Below are 16,631 nucleotides of genomic sequence, written 5' to 3' on the forward strand. Positions count from 1 at the left end.
GTTGAGTTCTCAAAAGACACCCGCACACCATGGCTCTCCTGTCGGAGAACGTCCGGGGCATTTGTCGTTCTGTGAGAGCCTACCAGAGCCGACTGACTCCGGGGCAACTCTCTTATCTTACGTCGTTCGGAGCGCCGGGGCAAGCCCCAGTCTTCCGAGCAACGCCCGCACGGCTCTACCCGAAGGTTTCGCTTCCGCGGAGGTGGCCGCCTAGCTGGTGAGCGTGACCCGTTCCGGAGATCCGGCCCGATCCGTCTTGCTGCTCGCCGTGGCGACGAAGAGAAAGTTACACACCGCCTCCGAGGGGGGTCAAATCGCCCCCCTCATACCGGGTCTGACCTGCGCAGACATCCCTTTTCAGCGGCGCCCGCCCATGATCGCCCGTGCGACGAGCGGTCAGTCCCTCGTGGACTCCGCGGGGCCGGGGTGACCAGCGCCGACGTCTCCGGCGATGGGTCTCGCGGCACCCGTCGAGGCGCCCTCGGACCGTCGTTCGTCGTCCGCGGAGGTCTCCGAAGATTTTTCCGACGATCCCGAAGACGCGCCCGACGGCCCCTCTCCCCGGGCCAAGCGGCGCAGCATGTCGTTGTACGCCTTGAGGTCCGCGTCCCCGTCGGCGTCCGCCCGGCGATCGTCGCGCCGGGCCGACCGCTCGTCGAGACGCGACCACTGGATGACCAACGCGACGAGCACCACGAGCAGCGGCACCTCCCCGGACGCCCACGTGATCCCGCCACCGAGCTTCTGGTCGACGAGCGGGTCCGAGATCCACGGCAGCGCCAGCGATCGGTAGAACTCCGCCCCGATCACCTCGTCCGCCCCCATCAGGGCTACGCCGAAGAAGGCGTGGAAGGGCACCGAGAGGAACAGGACCGCGAGCCGCACGACCGGCGGCATCCGCCTGGGCGAGGGGTCGATCCCGATGATCGGCCAGAAGAAGATCAGGCCCGACGCGATGAAGTGCAGGTTCATCGCGACGTGCGCCCAGTGCTCGGTGAGCGCCCAGCCGAAGAGGTCGGAGAAGTACAGGGCGTAGTAGGACCCCACGAACACCGGCAGCGAGAACAGCGGATGGGTCACGAACCGCGCCACCGGCGAGTGCACGGCGGCCAGCACCCATTCCCGCGGCCCCGGTGGGTTCCCCTTGCCCGCCACCGGGAGCGCCCGCAGCGCGAGGGTGACCGGGGCGCCGAGCACGAACAGGATCGGCACCATCATCGCCAGCATCATGTGCGAGGCCATGTGCACGCTGAACATGGCGGGGGCGTACTTGCCGACACCCGAGCTCGTCGCCACCAGCAGGACCACGCAGCCGAGCAGCCAGGCGGCGGTGCGCCCGTGCTGCCACACGTCCCCCCGCCTGCGCAGCCTGCGCACCCCGCGCAGGTACACGACCGCCAGCAGGACGGCGGCGGTGCCGAAGATGAGGTCGAACCGCCAGTCGAAGGCCAGCCGGGCCAGTGTCGGCGGGCCGTCGAGGTCGTAGCCGATCACCACCTCCGTCCGCGACGGCGGGGCGGAGCCGGTGGCGGGCGGAGCCGTGCGGCCCAGCGCGACGGCGAGCCCGATCGTCCCCAGCATGAGCAGGACCTCGACGGCCCCGAGGCGCAGCAGGGCCCGGCGCTCCCCCCGACCCGCGGCGTCGACGGTGTGCCTGCGGTGCAGCGCCCCGAGTCCGCCCAGCGCGAGCAGCGCGACCGTCTTGCCGAGCAGCAGCGCCCCGTAGGTGGTGCCGACGAGGTCCGCCAACGGCACACGGATCAGCGCGTTGAGCACCCCCGTGGCGGCCAGCACGACCCAGCACCACAGCGCCACCCGGGAGAACCGGCGGACGGCGGGGCCCAGGATCGGGCCCTCCGGCCGCGACGCCGCCAGGGACACCACCGCGACCAGCCCCCCGACCCACACCGAGGCGGCCAGGACGTGCAGGACCAGACTGTTCGTCGCGACGTCGTGCGCCCCGCCCGCCGCGGAGTGCCCGGTCAGGGCCACCGGCAGCGGCCCGGCCATCGCCAACCCGAACGCGACGACGGTCCAGCCCCAGGTCAGCACCACCCGCGTGGCGACCAGCACGAGCAACGCGACGATGGCCGTCAGCAGCCAGGACAACGCATCCGCCAGCTGCGGGATGACCGTCAGCAGCAGGCTCGGGTCCAGCACCTGCCCGACCGGTCGGCCGAGCGCGTCCGCCGCGCTGAGCGGGACCAGCAGCAGCGCGCACCCCGCCCAGGACGCGGAGGCCCAGGACGCGGCGCGGACCCCGCGGTACCCCGCGACGTCCAGGTAGCCCGTCCGCTGCGGCGGCACGAGGAACGCGGCCAGCAGCAGGAACCCGATCGCCAGCACCGCCGACACCTCGGCCGCCGCGCGGACGGCGGGCAGCCCGATCTCGGTGAGCGTGCCCGGGTCCGGCAGGCCGAGGTTCTGCACCGGGTGGGATCCCGTCAGCGCGGTGAGTCCCCCCGCCACGAGCACCGCGACGGCCGCCCCCAGGCCGACGAGACCCCCGACCCCCGACGGCGGCCGGTGGGCCTGGTCGGCGGGGCGGGGCTCGGCGGACGTCGGGGCCATGACCCCAGGCTAAGCCCGTGACGGACCGGGTCCGATGCCACACTCCCGTCGTGACGATCCCGGGGCTGCGCGAGTGGGTGTCGCTCGCCGTGCCGCGCACCGGCCGCACGGTCCGGCTCACCCCGGAGTCCCGTGCGCTGCCGTCGGAGACCGCCGACGCCGTCGTGCTGGATCGGGTCCTCCCGCTGGTGGAGCGCCCGGAGGAGCTGTTCGACGAGGTGCGTCGGATCCTGCGGCCCGCGGGGAGCCTGGTGGTCGTCGTGCCGTCTCCCGGACGGTCGCCGGCCGAGCTGCGAGACGGCGTCCGGCGGCGGGACCTGCTGGCGGGCTGGCCCTGCAGGACCGCAGTGGAACACCCGGCCTGGTTGCTCGCGGCGGCGGACTTCGCACTGCTCGGTGACACCCGCGCGGTCTTCCGGGTGCCCGATCCCGATCCCGCGGACCTGGTCGCGGTCGCGGCCTGGCCGACGACGGGGATCCGCCCCCGGCGGAGTGCCCGCCCGCTGCCGGTGGGGTTCCGCAGGCTCGTCGCCCGCCGTTAGGGGATCTGCACCTCGGCGGCCGCACCCACCAGGCGGACGGGCTGGGAGACGACGTCGGCCGCGTCGACCACGTCGGCCACGACGGCGGTGATGTTGTCCGGTCCGCCGCCCTCGTTGGCGAAGGTGATCAGCTTCTCGACGACCACCTCCGGCCCGGTCGGCGCCGCCATGAGGTCGAGGATCGCCTGGTCCGGCAGCACTGCGGTGACGCCGTCCGAGCACAGCAGGTAGCGGTCCCCCGGCTGCAGATCGAGGAACGCCAGATCGGCCTCGACCGGGTGGTCGGTGCTCAGCGCGCGCATCAGCACCGAGCGACGGGGATGGACCAGCGCCTCCTCCGGCGTGATCTGCCCCTCGTCGACGAGCTGCTGGACCATCGTGTGGTCGTGCGTGATCTGGGTCAGCGTGCCGCCGCGGCACAGGTAGATGCGCGAGTCCCCCACGTGCGCCAGCGCGAGTCGCTCCCCGTCGAACAGCAGCGCGACGACCGTGGTCCCCATCCCCTGGGTGTCCGGCTCCTGCTGGGCGTGGGCCGCCAGCTTGGCCGAGGCGTCGTCCACGGCGGCGGTCAGCTCCGCGAGCAGGTCGAGCTCGGACGTGTCGGCGGGGAGCCGCTCGTCCATCTCGAGCATCGCCGCGACCGTCAGGGCGCTGGCGAGCTCACCGTGGGCGTGTCCCCCCATCCCGTCGGCGACGACGAGCAGGCGGTCCCCGGCCGCACCGGAGTCCTCGTTCGCGGTGCGCCGACGGCCCACGTCGGAGCCGATCGCGGAGCGCAGTCCCAGTGCCATGTGCCCAGTATGGATCTCACCCCCGGAGGCCGTGCGGGCGGACACCACCGAACCACCGGGTGACGTCGGGGAACGGCCGGGTGACCCCCGAGTGTGGTGCGTCCGGAGCCGCCCCGAGAGGTGATTCGTTACTCTCTCCGACGGCGGCCACCGGCCCCACGCCCTCGTAGCTCAGCTGGATAGAGCAAGAGCCTTCTAATCTCTAGGTCGCAGGTTCGAGTCCTGCCGGGGGCACGCAGGTCAGCGCGTCGACGCCGCTGACCACCACGACATCATGGAGCCAGCGGGCATACCGTGGCTCCATGCCCGCCTCTCGCAAGCCCCGCCGCGCACGCGGCGAGGTCGAGCTGCTGCCCAGCGGCTCATACCGGGTGCGCGTGTATGCAGGTCTGGATCCGCTGACCAGGAAGCGGCATTACCTCGTCGAGACCGTCCCGGCCGGGGCCGGCGCGGAGAAGCAGGCCGAGAAGGTGCGCACTCGGCTGTTCGGTGAGGTCGACGAGCGCAGAGCACCACGGACGAACGCGACGGTCGCAGAGCTGCTCGACCGGTACCTGGACGTCGTCGAGGTCGAGGACACCACCCGAGCCGGCTACGAGCGCATGGCCGAGCGCTACATCAAGCCGCTCCTGGGTGAGGTCCGGATCGGCCGAATCGACGGCGAGGTACTGGACACCTTCTATGCCCGGCTCCGCCGGTGCCGAGCCCACCACTCGCGCGAGCATCCGAAGACGGACCATCGGACCGAAGCACAGCACAGCTGCGACGGCCGATGCGTCACGCACACGTGCCGCCCGCTCGGCGCGTCGTACCTCCGGCAGATCCACGTCCTGATGAACGGAGCGTTCGCCCGCGCCGTGAAGTGGAAATGGGTCGGCGTCAACCCGATCGCGCAGGCGGACGCTCCGCCCCAGCCGCCGCCGGATCCCCTGCCACCCACTCCCCGACAGGCCGCCCAGATCGTGGCCGCGGCGTTCACGGATCCGGACTGGGGAATGCTGGTGTGGGTCGCGATGACCACCGGGCCCCGACGCGGCGAGATCTGCGCCTTGCGCTGGGACCGCCTCGACTTCGACACCGGCGTGCTCGACATCCGGAGCAACATCGCCCAGGTCAACACGCGAGTCTGGGAGAAGGACACCAAGACCCACCAGCGGTGGCGGATCGTCCTCGATGCGCAGACACTTGCGCTCCTCGCCGCCTACCGCGCAGAAGCGGAGCGAACGGCGGGGCCTACTCGGCACAACCTTGCGGGACAACGACTGGTCGACGTCCGGACCGTGGCGAGCCGACTGGGCCACAGCGGAGGCGGCACGACGACGCTGCGGGTCTACAGCGCGTGGGTCGCCGAAGCCGACCAAGACTCTCAACGGGCGCCTGGCCCTTCCTGCTTCGCTCGACACCCCAACCCGCCTGAGCGAGGTCGACGTTCCGAAACCTGAGCCCGCGGGCCCGTACGAGCGCATCGACAACGATCTCGAAGGAGCGATCCGTGCAGGCCTCCTTGCTGCCGGCGCCGCCCTCCCCACGACGAAACAGCTCGCTGCCCGTTACTCGGTCTCGGTCGGAACTGCTCATCGGGCGGTCGCGCTGCTCGGCCAGCACGGCCATGTCGAGCTCGGCGGACGAGGTCGGCCGACGACGGTGACAGCCCGGGGCTGAGCAGCCCCGGGTCCGCCTCAGGAGGTTGGGTACTCGCGGCCCCCCACATTGACACGGCGAAACGATGTCGCGACCTTTGGATGACTACACCCCGACTGCCGACATCCGAGTGATGGATGAGCCCGTCGAGCCGCCCGTCTGTGGTCTGGCCTGCACGTTCTCGGGTCCACAGCGCCATCTCCGGGGCGTCGAGCGGAAGCTCGGTGGGCATCGGGGACGCGCAGCGCCACCCGACGACCCGGCGTGAGTACACATCGGACACGAACGCGGTGAACACCGTCCCGGACCATGTCGGGACGCAGGTCATGTCCACTACCCGGAGCTGGTTCGGGCGCGCCGCGGTGAAGTCCCGATCCACCGATCCGGCGCCCGGCCCGCCTGCTTGTCGGGGCGGGTGGTGATCACCGGCTGCCCGGGGATCAGAGCCTCCACCACACCCGGGGCGCTTCACTCGGGGTAGCGCAAAGTCCCGCTGGTCAGGCCGATCCGACGTGGGCGCCCGCGTAACTCGCCTCGGCGAGCATGTCGGCGTTGAGCTGCTCTGCGTCGGAGAACTCGGCGACGACCCGGCCGTGCGACATCACCAGCACGCGGTGCGATTGCGCCGCCACCTCCTCGAAGTCGGTGCTCACCAGGACGACGGCGGTGCCGGCCTGCGCGGACTCGTGCATGAGCCGGTACAGCACGGCCCGCGAGCCGACGTCGACCCCGGCGGTCGGGTCCTCCAGCACCGCGACGTCCGGCCGGTCGGCGAGCGCACGGGCGAAGACGAGCTTCTGCTGGTTGCCGCCACTGAGCTCGGAGACGTCGCGGTCCGCTCGGTCCCGCGGCACGACGGCGAAGACCTCGGCGACCTCGCGGACGGCTCGCGTCTCCTGGCGCGGCATGCGGAAGCCCAGCCGAGTCCAGGCCCCGAAGTCACGACGCGTCGGCAACAGGTTCTCGCGGATCCCGAGTCCGGTGATCATGCCCTCGCGCTGGCGGTCGCCGGGGACGACCGCGACCCGGCTGCGGGCCAGGCTCTCGGGCCTGCCGAGCCGCAGCGGGGCACCCTTGAGGGTCGCCGACCCGCCGGTGGGCTGCTCGTTGCCGGCCAGCACCTGCGCCAGTTCCCGGGTGCCGCTGCCCACCAGCCCACACACGCCCAGCACCTCCCCCGCCCGGACCTCGAACGAGATCGGCTGCGGGAGGGTCGCGGTCATCAGCTCCTGCACCACCAGGTGCGGTGACTCCGCCGCCGCGGCGTCGGCGAGGCGCGGGAGCGGCTGCGGGTGCGCGGTGATCGGCTCCGTGCCGACGATGTACCGGACCAGCTCCGCGTGGCTCAGCTCGGCCACGGGCGAGGTCACCACCCGTACCCCGTCTCGCAGCACGGTCACCCGGTCGACCAGGTTCTCCAGCTCGTCGAGTCGGTGGGTGACGTAGATGAACGCAACGCCGGTACGCCGCATCGCCCGCAGGGAGGTGGCGAGTCGCTGCATCTCGGGGCCCGGCAGGCTCGCGCTGACCTCGTCGAGCACGACGATCTTGGGGTCGAGGGCGAGTGCCCGCGCCAGTGCGACGAGGACCTGCTCGTCGCGCGACAGCGAGTTCACCAGCCGGTCCGGGGCGAAGCCGGCCCCCACCTTCTCCAACACCCGGGCCACGGTCGCGGCCGTGTCGCGGCTGTTGATCAGCCCGAACCGCTTCTCGAACCCGATGTGCAACCCGACGTTGTCCGCCACGCTGAGGTCCTCGACGAGGCCGAGGTCCTGGTGGACGAACGCGATGCCCGCGGCCTGCGCGGCGGCGGGATCGTGGCCCGCCGCGAGCTCGTCCCCGTGGACGGCTATGTGGCCGCCTGCGTCTTGCTGGTAGATGCCGGCCAGGATCTTGATCAGCGTGGACTTGCCGGCCCCGTTGGTGCCCAGCAGCCCGTGGATCTCGCCGGGCTCGACGTCGAAGGACACGCCTCGCAGCACCTTCGCGGGGCCGAAGCTCTTGGTCACGTTGACGAAGCTCAGTGCGGGAGCCACCCGGCTCGACGGCGTCGGCACGGCGATCACCGCCCGGCCGGCAGCGCAGCGACGCGGGCGGTGCGCTCGGGATGCCCCGCCGGGACCACACCGGAGTAGACGGCTGTCCAGCCGCCGGGGCGGCACAGCCGCCCGAACGCTAGGGGATCGTCCACGTAGGTCTCCGTCTCAGAGGTGATCTGGGGGCCCGCCGGCGTCGACGGGCCGTCGTACCGGGCGAGGTCGTCGTCGATCCACCGGGCGCCCGTGACGTCCGGCGTGGGCGCCGTGCCGTCGTGGCGGGACCTCTCACGGCGCTGCGCGCGAATGCGGTCGCGCAGCGCGTGGGTGGCGTCCGGGTCGACCCCGCCCATGTCGACGCCGATGACCAGTGCCATGCCCGGCGCCTCAGCTCGCAGTTCGGCGCCGACGCGCCAGCGTGGCGACGATGACCGCGACGAGCAGGGCACCGCCGTTGAACAGGTCCTGGACGTAGACGTTGGCGCCGTTCTGCTGCAGGCCGATGATCCCGACGCCGATCACGTAGACCGCGATCACGGTGCCGGCGACGTTGTACCGGCCGGGCCGGATGCACGTCGCGCCGAGAAAGGCACCGGCGAAGGCAGGCAGCAGCGACCCGAACCCGATCACAGGGGACGACCCGCCCAGGCTCGTCACCGAGATGCAGCCCGCAAGCGCGCACAGCAGCCCGGTGATGACGAACGACTGGCGGACCAGCTTGTCCACGGCGATGCCGGACAGCCGCGCGGCCACTGGGTTCGCCCCGACGGCGTACGCGCGCCGGCCCCATACGGCCAGCTCGAGCATCACGAACAGCGCGATCCCGATGAGCGCCAGGTACAGGAACGGCAGCGGGATCCCGGCCAGGCTCCCCCGCCCCAATGCCAGGAACCAGTCGGGGGCCGCCCCGGCGATCACCTGGTTGTCGGTGAGGAACTCGCTCAATCCCAGGATCACCAGCCCGGTGCCCAACGTCGTGGTGAACGACGGCAGGTTCAGCCGGGTGATCAGCTGACCGTTCACCAGGCCGATCAGGCCTCCGACGCCGAGCACAGCAAGGATGGCGAGCAGCGGGTTCCACCCCTTCTGGATCACCAGGATCGCGCAGAGGCTCTGCGCCAGGCCGAACTGGAAGCCCGACGACAGGTCGAAGTGCCCCGCGACGAGCGGAACCATGACCGCCAGTGCGATCAACGCCACCGACGCCTGCACGAGCAGGATCGTCTGCAGGTTCGCGGTCGTGGCGAAGACCTGCGGGTTCCACAGGCTGAAGAGCAGCCAAAGGGCCGCCAGGACGACGATCAGCGAGTACCGCGACAGGACCTCGGCGACAGCGGGGCCCCTCCACCGCTTCGGGCTCGAGGTCGCGACCGATGTGACCGCAGGTGTGCCGGCGGCCGGGGCGCTCGCCTCCGCGACCCCCCCGCTCCCCTGCTCGCCGGAGTTCACGTCAGGCCCCACATCTTCTTGAGCTGGTCGCGGTAGTCGAATTCCACGTTCCATCCCACTTCGGTCAGGTCGGGCCCGCCGTCGTTGATGTTCACCGCCGAGAAGAAGCGCTGCGGGACGTCCCACACGTCCTGCACCGGCACACCGGAAATCGCGCGGATCAGGGCATCACCGGCGAGCCAGCCCATGAAGTTGTTGGGGCTGGCGAGGTCCGCGGCATGCGTGCCGGCCTTGATCTTGGCCAGCGCCTCCGGCTCGCCCGCGCCCGACACGAGCTTCACGGTGGCCGACTTGCCGGCCTGCTGGATGCCCTGGGCGACGAAATTGCTGACGGCGTCGTCGGGCGACCAGACGTAGTTGACGTCCGGGTGCTGCTGCAGCTGCGAGGTCACCAGCGGGGCGAGGCTCGTCCCGACGGTCTGGCTGGAGCCCGTGACCCGATGGACGGTGCACTCCTGGCAGGTCTTCGTCAGCGTGTCGGCGATGGCGTCGTTGCGCTTCATGATGTCGGCGTAGTCGGGCAGGTCGATGAGCAGCGCGCTGCCCTTGTCGCCCGAGTCGGCCGCAATCCACGTCCCGACGTCGGTACCGCCCTTGACGGCGTCCGGTCGGATCCAGCTCCGCACCCCGGGCACGTCACCGGGCTTGGGACTCTGCGAGATCATCACGAACGGCACGTGCTTCGCGTTCACCGCCGCCATGGCCTCGCCCATCAGGTTGGGGTCGGCCGCGACGGAGACGATGCCGTCGATGCCGGCGTCCACCGCCTGCTTGACCGCCCGGTTCCACACCGTCGGGTCCAGCCGGCCGTCGACCATGTCGACGCGCCAACCGAGCGACTCGGCGGCCTGCTTCGCGCCCTCCCCGAGGCGGATGCAGGCCTTGCCGAAGTTGCCGCAGACCAACACCATGATGTGCTTGTCCTTGACCGGCGTGAAGGACTCCGTCGGCCCGACGAACGTCGTCACGGGCTTCATCGAGTCCAGCACAACGTTGTTCGTCGACGATGCCGCCGCACCGGAACCGCCCCCACTCGTCCCGGTCGAGCATCCCGTCAGGGCCAGTGCGAGACCCACGGTGGCGGCAGCCACCGATCGGGCCCGCCACGCCTTCGGGCGCCCTGAATTCCACTTCATCCTCACGCCGTCTCCTCCATGAGCTCGGGCGAAATCCACCGGTCCTCTACCGGACCGGGTGGTGGGCTCCGCGAGAGACGGAGCCTGGGTCGGGGGTGCCGCCCTCCAGGGGCTCACAGGGGCTCAGTCGTCGAGCCCCCAGAGCTTGATCGTGTTGCCGCCGAGGACCGCCCTGGCGTCGCTGTCCGAGGTCACCTGCGCGACCGCCAGCGCCGCTTCCTGGCATCGGCCGAGCACGGACTCGCTGTGCGGGTAGTCGGTCGACCACATGACCCGGTCCGCCCCGATGTCGCCCAGCATCCGCAGCCCGACCGGGTCCTCCTGGAAGGTCGCGTAGCAGTTCTGGAAGAAGTAGTGGCTCGGCGGATGGGCCAGCTTCGGCTCGTAGAGCGACGCGAATGTGCTGGAGAAGATGTCGGCGTCCTGCAGCGTCCCGGGGATCCAGTGCAGCTGCCCCTCGGTGAACACGACCTTCATCTCCGGGTGGCGCTCCAGGATGCCGGAGAAGGTGAGCAGCGACCACAGCCGGCGGTAGGGCGCGAAGTTCTGCATGAGGCCGGTGCCCAGGGTGCCGGCCCCGCTCATGTCGACCCGCTCGCCGACGTGGAAGCTCAGCGGGAGGCCACTGGCCTCGATCGCGTCCCACAGCGGCTCGGTGTGCTCGTCGTTGTACCGGACGGACGGCGGGTTGGTGGGCAGGATCAGCCCCTTCAACCCGAGGTCCTTGATCTCCGCGATGTTGTCGGCCGCGGAGGCCGGATCCCAGAAGTTGAGGATGCCCAGGCCGTAGAGCCGGTCCGGGTACTGCGCGCAGACCTCCGCGACGTAGGCGTTGTAGGCCCGGATGTAGGCCATGGAGTACTCGGGGTCGCGAATGGGCGCCTCGGAGTGCGCCGCGCTGAGCCCGTTCAGGATCGCGAACGAGAACTGCGGGAACAGGATGTCCTTGGCGATGCCCTCGGCGTCCATGTCGGCGATGCGGGCATCGACGTCGCCGATCCCCTCGCGGCCGGTCGAGACGCAGGCGCCGAAGTGGTCGACGACCTCGAGCCCGTCGTACGAGTAGTGCATCAGAGCGTTGTCGTCGAGCCAGGCACGCGGGGCACGGTCGCGGAACTTCGCGGGCATGCGGTCGCGCCAGTCAGCCGGCTCCAACAGGTGGCTGTCGGCCGAGGCGAGGACGGTGCCGGCGGGCAGATCGGCCCGGGAGGTGGGGACCTCACGGTGCTGGGGGAACTGGTGCTCCTGCTCGTCGGTCACATCGCACATCGACGCGTAGCTCTCGTTGGTCTGCGTCACCTGCGGCTCCTTCCATGGGGCGGCGCTCGAAGCCTGGTGAGCGTCACCTGGGGCGCAGGGGGCGTCAACGACTGTTCTTTCAGCCAGAACCGTGGGCAGCACGGCGGTACTCGATCCTGCTCCACCTGCCGATCCTGCGAGCCGGCTCGCCTCGCTGGAGCGGTACCGGACGCGCCGCGCGGGGCCCCTGGACCAGTTGGCCGGGTGGTTCTGCCGGGCAGAACCTGGCGACCGGCAGCACCGCAGCTCGGCAGGCTGAGGGCATGACGACTGCGCACGCGGCGAACATCACCCCGCGGCGGCTCGGGGAGTCCGGCCTATTCGTGCCCCCACTGTCCTTCGGGACCGGCACGTTCGGCGGCGGCCCGAACTGGCCGTTCGGCAACACCGACGTGGCGAAGGCCCGTCGCCTGGTGGGTCGCTGCCTCGACGCGGGGGTGAACCTGTTCGACACCGCCGACAACTACGGCAACGGCGCATCACTGGAGATCCTCGGCAAGGCCGTGCACGAGCGTCGCGACGAGGCGCTGCTGTCGTTCAAGATGGGGCTGCCGACCGGTCCCGGTCCCACGGGGCGCGGGACCGGCCGCTCCCGGCTGATCGCCGGGTGTGAGGCGGCGCTGCGCCTGTTGAGGACGGATCGCGTCGATCTCCTGCAGCTGCACACGTTCGACGCGGGCACACCGCTCGAGGAGACGCTCCGCACCCTGGACTCGCTGGTCGCCTCGGGCAAGGTGCGCTACATCGGAGCGTCGAACTTCGCGGCGTGGCAGCTCATGAAGTCCCTCGCCGCGGCCGAGGCGCACGGCCTGACCCGCTTCGTGTGCCAGCAGGTCTACTACTCGCTGGTCGGTCGAGACTACGAGCTCGAACTACTTCCACTCGGCCTGGATCAGGGCCTGGGGGCGGTGGTCTGGAGCCCGCTTGCCGGGGGTTGGCTCGCCGGCGAGGTGCGCCGGGGCGTCGATCCGCGGCCGGGCACCCGGGTGGCGCGGCTTGGTGCGATCGGCCCGCCAGTCGACCGCACCGTGCTCGACGAAGTGGTCGACGTCCTCGACGAGCTCGTCGCCGAGACCGGCCGCAGCGTCGCCCAGGTGGCCCTGAACTGGGTCCTGCAGAGGCCCACCGTCGCCTCCGTGGTCTTCGGCGCCGACGACGAGCAGCAGCTGGAGCACAACCTCGGTGCGCTCGGCTGGGACCTGACCGCCGAGCAGGTCGGGCGGCTCGATGCCGCGAGCACGACGATGCCCGGCTACCCGGCGTACCTGTACCACCGCGATCCCGGGTTCTCCGACCTCGCTCCCCCACCGATCCGCCGGAGCCTCTGACGCGAGCTGTCGAGTTCGGCTGTACCGCCCTGGGCTGTGGTGCTGCCAGTCGATGCGCCGCCACGGCCTGGTCGTCCGGCTCGGAGAACCTCGGCGCCGCCGTGACGTCCTCGACGCCGGCGGCACGCGCGGACGTCTCGATCTGCTCCGGGAACGCACAAGTGGGCCGTGCGTTCTGCGTGTCGGAATCTACTCGACCACCCCCGCCCTGCGGTCGCAGTCTGTTGTCCGGCTTTCGGAATCAGTCGCCTTCGCGGACGGTCGCTCACTCGTCGACGTGGAGGTCGACCTCCGCATTGCCGCGGCAGCCGTCGCGCGATCTACTGGCTCCGGGCAGGCGCGCGACGATCAGTCAGCACAGAGTCGAAGGACGCACCATGCAGACCTGGCAGGTCGGGAGATTCAAGATCACCAAGGTCCTCGAGTTTCCCATCGAGGTGGGACTGCTCGACGGGCTCATCGCACAGCTGACGCCGGACACGCGGCACGAGATCGACTGGCTCTATCCGGACTACCTCAACGAGTCGGGCCAGATCCTCGCGGATATGCACTGCTTCGTCATCGACACGGGTGAGCACGTCATCCTCGTCGACGCGGGTTGCGGCAACGGCAAGAGCTATCCCATGCAGCCGATCTGGAGCAACCTCGACAGCCCGTTCCTGGAGCGGCTCGCCGCAGCCGGGTACGGCCGTGGCGACGTCGACGTCATCCTGTGCACCCACGCCCACCTCGACCACGTCGGCTGGTTCAGCATGCGCGACGAGGCAGGGCAGTGGGTGCCGACCTTCCCGAACGCCCGGCTCGTCATGGTGCGCGACGAGTACGAGCGTCACCTCGGGCAGATCGTGGAGGCCCCGGAGCCCGCGGCTGCCGGTACGACGGAGGGCGCCGATGAGGTCGACCTCATCGACAGGGCCTTCCGTCCCGACGTGTCGGCGTTGTCGGACCAGACCCGGCTGATCCAGGAGGAGTCCTTCCAGCCCGTCGTCGACGCCGGCCTGCTGGAGCTCGTGCCGATCGACGGCGAGGTCCTGCCCGGGGTCCGGTACGTGTCGACGCCGGGGCACACCGCCTTCCATCACAGCGTCCGGCTCGAGTCGGACGGCGCGGCGGCCTTCGTGACGGGCGACGCCTTCCACCACCCGATCCAGATCGCCCGGCCCGAGTGGAGCTCCCAGGGCGACTGGGACCCGGTCGCATCCTCGAGAAGCCGGCGCGCAGCACTGGAGGCGTACGTCGGGACCGACGTGCTCTTCTTGGGCACCCACTTCGCGGGGCTCACCGCGGGGTTCATCGTCGAGGACGGCGAAGGCTTCCGCCTCGTCGAGAAGGCCGCGACCGAGGCCTGAGCACTCGACAGACCCATGAGCGAGTCTCCGACCATCACGCATCGGCGGAGAGGGTCGCGTCATGCCGACCGGGAACGAAGAGGAGTTCGCCGTGCCCGAGCAGTCGATCCGCGAGCAGTTGGCCGCCCTGCAGGACCGGACGGCGATCGTGGAGGTCGTGTGCCGGTTCGCGGTGGCCATCGACCGCCGCAGATGGGCTGACTTCTCCGGCTGCTTCGCCGACCAGGTCGACGTCAACACGATCCGGACCGGCCGCTGGATCCGGATGAAGCGGGAGACGCTGGTGGGGGTGATGCGGCGGGTGTTCGAGACGTACACGGCCACCCAGCACATCAGCGCCAACCACCAGGTGGCCATCGACGGCGACACCGCCGTGGTGTGCTCGACGCTGAACGCCACGCACTACCTGCGGGGCGAGCCGGACGGGGAGTTCCACCAGCAGGTGGGGTACTACGAGTACCAGCTGGTCCGGGGCGACGACTCCTGGCGCATCTCCTCGGTGGAGCAGTTCTGCCACTGGCAGCGCGGCAACCAGAGCATCTTCGACCGCACCGTGCAGGCCGACTGAGAGGAGCCCACCCGTGGGTACGACGGCAGGAGCGACGTCATCGGGTTTCGCCGACGTCCTCGCCAGCTTCTACGAGGCGGAGCAACGCTATGTCGCGGCCGGCGGCGCCAAGGCCGGCGCGGACTTCGGCGAGATGGCCTCGCACCTGCACCCCGACGTGGTCGGCCGCCAGGGCCCTACGGTCCCGTACGCGGGGGACTGGCACGGCGCGGAGGGCCTCCGACGGTTCTTCGCCCGGTTCACGCAGACCTGGTCGAGCCTCGAGCTGAGCGACATCCAGTACTTCGAGGGCGAGACGGGGCTGGCGATACAGATGCGGATGCAGGCGACCAGCGTGGTGACGGGCAAACGACTGGACACGATGGTCGGCCACTTCCTCACCTTCGAGGACGGGCTGATCCGTGAGTTCACCGTGTACTACCACGACCCGGTGCACGTGGCCGAGGTGACGCGGCCCGACCCGGCCTGACCACCTCCGGAGACAGCGAGGGCTGAGGGGACGACCGTCCCGTCAGCCCTCGCTGCTCGTTCGGGTCGCTGCCGCCGTTGAGCTTGAACTGCACGTTGAAGTAGCAGGGGTCCTTGCTCCCGGATCCGCTCGTGCAACCACCCGTCGGTCCATGGACGAGGTACATCGCCGAGCCCGTGCCGTCCGCGGCGAGCTGGAGTGTGCGACTGCGACCGGACCACTGACCGGCTGGGTAGGCAGACGAACCCGGACCAGCAGTACCCGTGTCGCTAGCCGTCTTCGCGCGGGCGATGACGATGTCGTACTTATCCTTCCCCCGCACGATGTCCGCGAAGGCGTTGGCCGACGCATGGACGAAGGCTGACGTCTTCAGGAGCGGGACGACGAAGTTCTGGGCGAACTCGACGGCCCTCCCCGTCAGCCCCTCCAGCATGGTCTCCGGGTTTACGCAAGTTTCGAGCATCGAGCCGACCCGCTCGGAGTCATCCGCGTTCGTGGCTACGTCGACGATCTTGCTCATGCACTCAGGCGTCATTTCACCGAAGCCTGACGCTCCCTTGCCATAGACGATCTCGACGATCTTCTCCGTCAGCTCAAGCCCCAGCTGCAGCTGGATGAGCGACTGGGCGAAGCCGTCGTACTCGGTATGAAAGCGCGCAGTCTCTCCCGGCTGCAGGTCGACGTTCAGGACGGCCGTCCCGCCCGGGACGAGCGTGATCCTGCCGCGGTCGAAGGTCGTGGTGGCAAGCTGCGCCGTCAGGGGCGCACCGATCTCTCCCACAGTGTTGGACTCGACCGACAGGTTGGAGCTCATCGAGGCCAGCTCCGGATATCGCCGGTTGAGCACAACCTTCAGCCGCACCTTCCCGCCGTCCTGACCGACGCACCAGCGCACGACGTCTGTCGTCGACGACTTGACGGTGTAGTCCGACTGCTTTGCCGTAGATGTCACCGGCACACGTCGGCTGCTCGGTCGTGAAGTTCACGCCGCCGAAGAAGCCGTTGGCGATGTCATTCAGCTGGTCGCCCAGGCCTCCCAGCGACGGGAACCACGGGATCAGCTTCGACAGCTTGGTCGTCTCGACGCTCACGACGTTCCGCGTGCGGTCGAGCCTGCCGCTGAGGGGCTCCCAGTCCTCCTGCTCGTGCTTGTGCCAGACGAGCACCGCGCCGTCGTTCGCCGGATCCGCGTCCTTGTACGAGTCCGCAGGGACCGGAATCTCGACTGTCACCGGGCTGGCCGGTTGGGCGGAGGTAGTCACGTCCAAGGTGGCAGCGGACGCGAAGCCCTGAACGGGCGGAGGCTGCTCTCCCCCGCCGCCGAGGGCACCCGTGACGGTGGCGTCGGCGGGTAGAGCGCCTGCTGGGGCGATCAGAGCCGCGCCAGCGCCTAGGTGTCCTACTTACGGAGGTTGGTGACGCGGTGGGCAGGGTGACACGCCCAGGCGAATG

Annotated in this window: 16 protein-coding genes, 1 tRNA gene and 1 pseudogene; 9 read left to right on the plus strand and 9 right to left on the minus strand. The window is 70.3% G+C overall.

What is annotated here, in order from left to right; translation table 11 throughout:
- Positions 1-396: 396 nt before the first annotated feature.
- Positions 397-2,571 carry a bifunctional copper resistance protein CopD/cytochrome c oxidase assembly protein gene (locus tag ABD993_RS20590; RefSeq protein ID WP_345420836.1) on the minus strand — a complete coding sequence of 725 codons (2,175 nt, stop codon included), beginning with the start codon at positions 2,569-2,571 and terminating at the stop codon, positions 397-399.
- 50 nt (positions 2,572-2,621) lie between these two features.
- On the opposite strand from ABD993_RS20590, the gene ABD993_RS20595 reads away from it, so the two are divergent.
- Positions 2,622-3,113: a methyltransferase domain-containing protein gene (locus ABD993_RS20595; protein ID WP_345420839.1), complete on the plus strand. Its 492-nt coding sequence runs from the start codon at positions 2,622-2,624 to the stop codon at positions 3,111-3,113.
- On the opposite strand, the gene ABD993_RS20600 is transcribed toward ABD993_RS20595, so the two are convergent.
- Entirely contained in the window at positions 3,110-3,904 is a 795-nt protein-coding gene (locus ABD993_RS20600; RefSeq protein WP_345420842.1) for a Stp1/IreP family PP2C-type Ser/Thr phosphatase, read from the minus strand. The genes ABD993_RS20595 and ABD993_RS20600 overlap by 4 nt on opposite strands.
- Before the next feature lie 160 nt (positions 3,905-4,064).
- Between ABD993_RS20600 and ABD993_RS20605 the strand changes: the two genes are divergently transcribed.
- The 3 genes from ABD993_RS20605 (at position 4,065) to ABD993_RS36820 (ending at position 5,566) form a co-directional block, all read left to right on the plus strand.
- Positions 4,065-4,138 (plus strand) — tRNA-Arg (locus tag ABD993_RS20605).
- Positions 4,139-4,206: 68 nt separating this feature from the next.
- A complete protein-coding gene (locus tag ABD993_RS20610; RefSeq protein ID WP_345420844.1) occupies positions 4,207-5,346 on the plus strand; it encodes a site-specific integrase in 1,140 nt (379 codons plus the stop codon).
- Positions 5,347-5,392: 46 nt separating this feature from the next.
- Positions 5,393-5,566 (plus strand): GntR family transcriptional regulator, encoded by a 174-nt coding sequence (locus tag ABD993_RS36820; RefSeq protein WP_425569066.1) that lies wholly within the window; start codon positions 5,393-5,395, stop codon positions 5,564-5,566.
- 100 nt (positions 5,567-5,666) lie between these two features.
- Here ABD993_RS36820 and ABD993_RS36825 read toward each other — a convergent pair.
- The 6 genes and pseudogenes from ABD993_RS36825 to ABD993_RS20640 all read right to left on the minus strand — a co-directional run.
- Positions 5,667-6,017 (minus strand): annotated as a pseudogene (locus tag ABD993_RS36825) (DDE-type integrase/transposase/recombinase); the annotation flags it as partial.
- Positions 6,018-6,042: 25 nt separating this feature from the next.
- Positions 6,043-7,602, minus strand: coding sequence for a sugar ABC transporter ATP-binding protein (locus ABD993_RS20620; protein ID WP_345420846.1), 1,560 nt, complete (start codon positions 7,600-7,602; stop codon positions 6,043-6,045).
- Positions 7,603-7,607: 5 nt separating this feature from the next.
- A complete protein-coding gene (locus ABD993_RS20625; RefSeq protein WP_345420849.1) occupies positions 7,608-7,958 on the minus strand; it encodes a hypothetical protein in 351 nt (116 codons plus the stop codon).
- 10 nt (positions 7,959-7,968) lie between these two features.
- Positions 7,969-9,030: an ABC transporter permease gene (locus ABD993_RS20630; protein WP_345420852.1), complete on the minus strand. Its 1,062-nt coding sequence runs from the start codon at positions 9,028-9,030 to the stop codon at positions 7,969-7,971.
- On the minus strand, positions 9,027-10,007 hold the full coding sequence (locus tag ABD993_RS20635; RefSeq protein ID WP_345420855.1) for a sugar ABC transporter substrate-binding protein: 981 nt from the start codon (positions 10,005-10,007) through the stop codon (positions 9,027-9,029). Before ABD993_RS20635 ends, ABD993_RS20630 begins: the two co-directional genes overlap by 4 nt.
- A 282-nt stretch (positions 10,008-10,289) precedes the next feature.
- Complete coding sequence (locus ABD993_RS20640; protein WP_345420858.1) at positions 10,290-11,465, minus strand: amidohydrolase family protein; 1,176 nt, start codon at positions 11,463-11,465, stop codon at positions 10,290-10,292.
- A 263-nt stretch (positions 11,466-11,728) separates the two neighbouring features.
- On the opposite strand from ABD993_RS20640, the gene ABD993_RS20645 reads away from it, so the two are divergent.
- From ABD993_RS20645 to ABD993_RS20660, 4 genes are all read left to right on the plus strand, one after another.
- The gene (locus ABD993_RS20645; RefSeq protein ID WP_345420861.1) at positions 11,729-12,793 is read left to right on the plus strand and encodes an aldo/keto reductase; all 1,065 of its coding nucleotides are present in this window, start codon (positions 11,729-11,731) and stop codon (positions 12,791-12,793) included.
- Between the two features lie 377 nt (positions 12,794-13,170).
- Positions 13,171-14,142 (plus strand): MBL fold metallo-hydrolase, encoded by a 972-nt coding sequence (locus tag ABD993_RS20650; protein ID WP_345420864.1) that lies wholly within the window; start codon positions 13,171-13,173, stop codon positions 14,140-14,142.
- A gap of 61 nt (positions 14,143-14,203) precedes the next feature.
- On the plus strand, positions 14,204-14,710 hold the full coding sequence (locus ABD993_RS20655) for a nuclear transport factor 2 family protein (protein ID WP_345420867.1): 507 nt from the start codon (positions 14,204-14,206) through the stop codon (positions 14,708-14,710).
- 13 nt (positions 14,711-14,723) lie between these two features.
- Positions 14,724-15,179, plus strand: coding sequence for a nuclear transport factor 2 family protein (locus ABD993_RS20660; RefSeq protein WP_345420869.1), 456 nt, complete (start codon positions 14,724-14,726; stop codon positions 15,177-15,179).
- On the opposite strand, the gene ABD993_RS20665 is transcribed toward ABD993_RS20660, so the two are convergent.
- Complete coding sequence (locus ABD993_RS20665) at positions 15,118-16,131, minus strand: hypothetical protein (protein WP_345420872.1); 1,014 nt, start codon at positions 16,129-16,131, stop codon at positions 15,118-15,120. The two genes, ABD993_RS20660 and ABD993_RS20665, sit on opposite strands and share 62 nt — an antisense overlap.
- A gap of 23 nt (positions 16,132-16,154) precedes the next feature.
- On the opposite strand from ABD993_RS20665, the gene ABD993_RS20670 reads away from it, so the two are divergent.
- Complete coding sequence (locus tag ABD993_RS20670) at positions 16,155-16,472, plus strand: hypothetical protein (protein ID WP_345420875.1); 318 nt, start codon at positions 16,155-16,157, stop codon at positions 16,470-16,472.
- Positions 16,473-16,631 lie beyond the last annotated feature (159 nt).

Source organism: Pseudonocardia xishanensis (genome assembly GCF_039541715.1).
In the GTDB taxonomy this organism is placed as follows: domain Bacteria; phylum Actinomycetota; class Actinomycetes; order Mycobacteriales; family Pseudonocardiaceae; genus Pseudonocardia; species Pseudonocardia xishanensis.

Excerpts from the sequence above, each read along its gene's own strand:
- ABD993_RS20590 (WP_345420836.1), bottom strand. The coding sequence starts at position 2,571 with ATGGCCCCGACGTCCGCCGAGCCCCGCCCCGCCGACCAGGCCCACCGG.
- ABD993_RS20600 (WP_345420842.1), bottom strand. The coding sequence starts at position 3,904 with ATGGCACTGGGACTGCGCTCCGCGATCGGCTCCGACGTGGGCCGTCGG.
- ABD993_RS20610 (WP_345420844.1), top strand. The coding sequence starts at position 4,207 with ATGCCCGCCTCTCGCAAGCCCCGCCGCGCACGCGGCGAGGTCGAGCTG.
- ABD993_RS20625 (WP_345420849.1), bottom strand. The coding sequence starts at position 7,958 with ATGGCACTGGTCATCGGCGTCGACATGGGCGGGGTCGACCCGGACGCC.
- ABD993_RS20635 (WP_345420855.1), bottom strand. The coding sequence starts at position 10,007 with ATGAAGCCCGTGACGACGTTCGTCGGGCCGACGGAGTCCTTCACGCCG.
- ABD993_RS20645 (WP_345420861.1), top strand. The coding sequence starts at position 11,729 with ATGACGACTGCGCACGCGGCGAACATCACCCCGCGGCGGCTCGGGGAG.
- ABD993_RS20650 (WP_345420864.1), top strand. The coding sequence starts at position 13,171 with ATGCAGACCTGGCAGGTCGGGAGATTCAAGATCACCAAGGTCCTCGAG.
- ABD993_RS20655 (WP_345420867.1), top strand. The coding sequence starts at position 14,204 with ATGCCGACCGGGAACGAAGAGGAGTTCGCCGTGCCCGAGCAGTCGATC.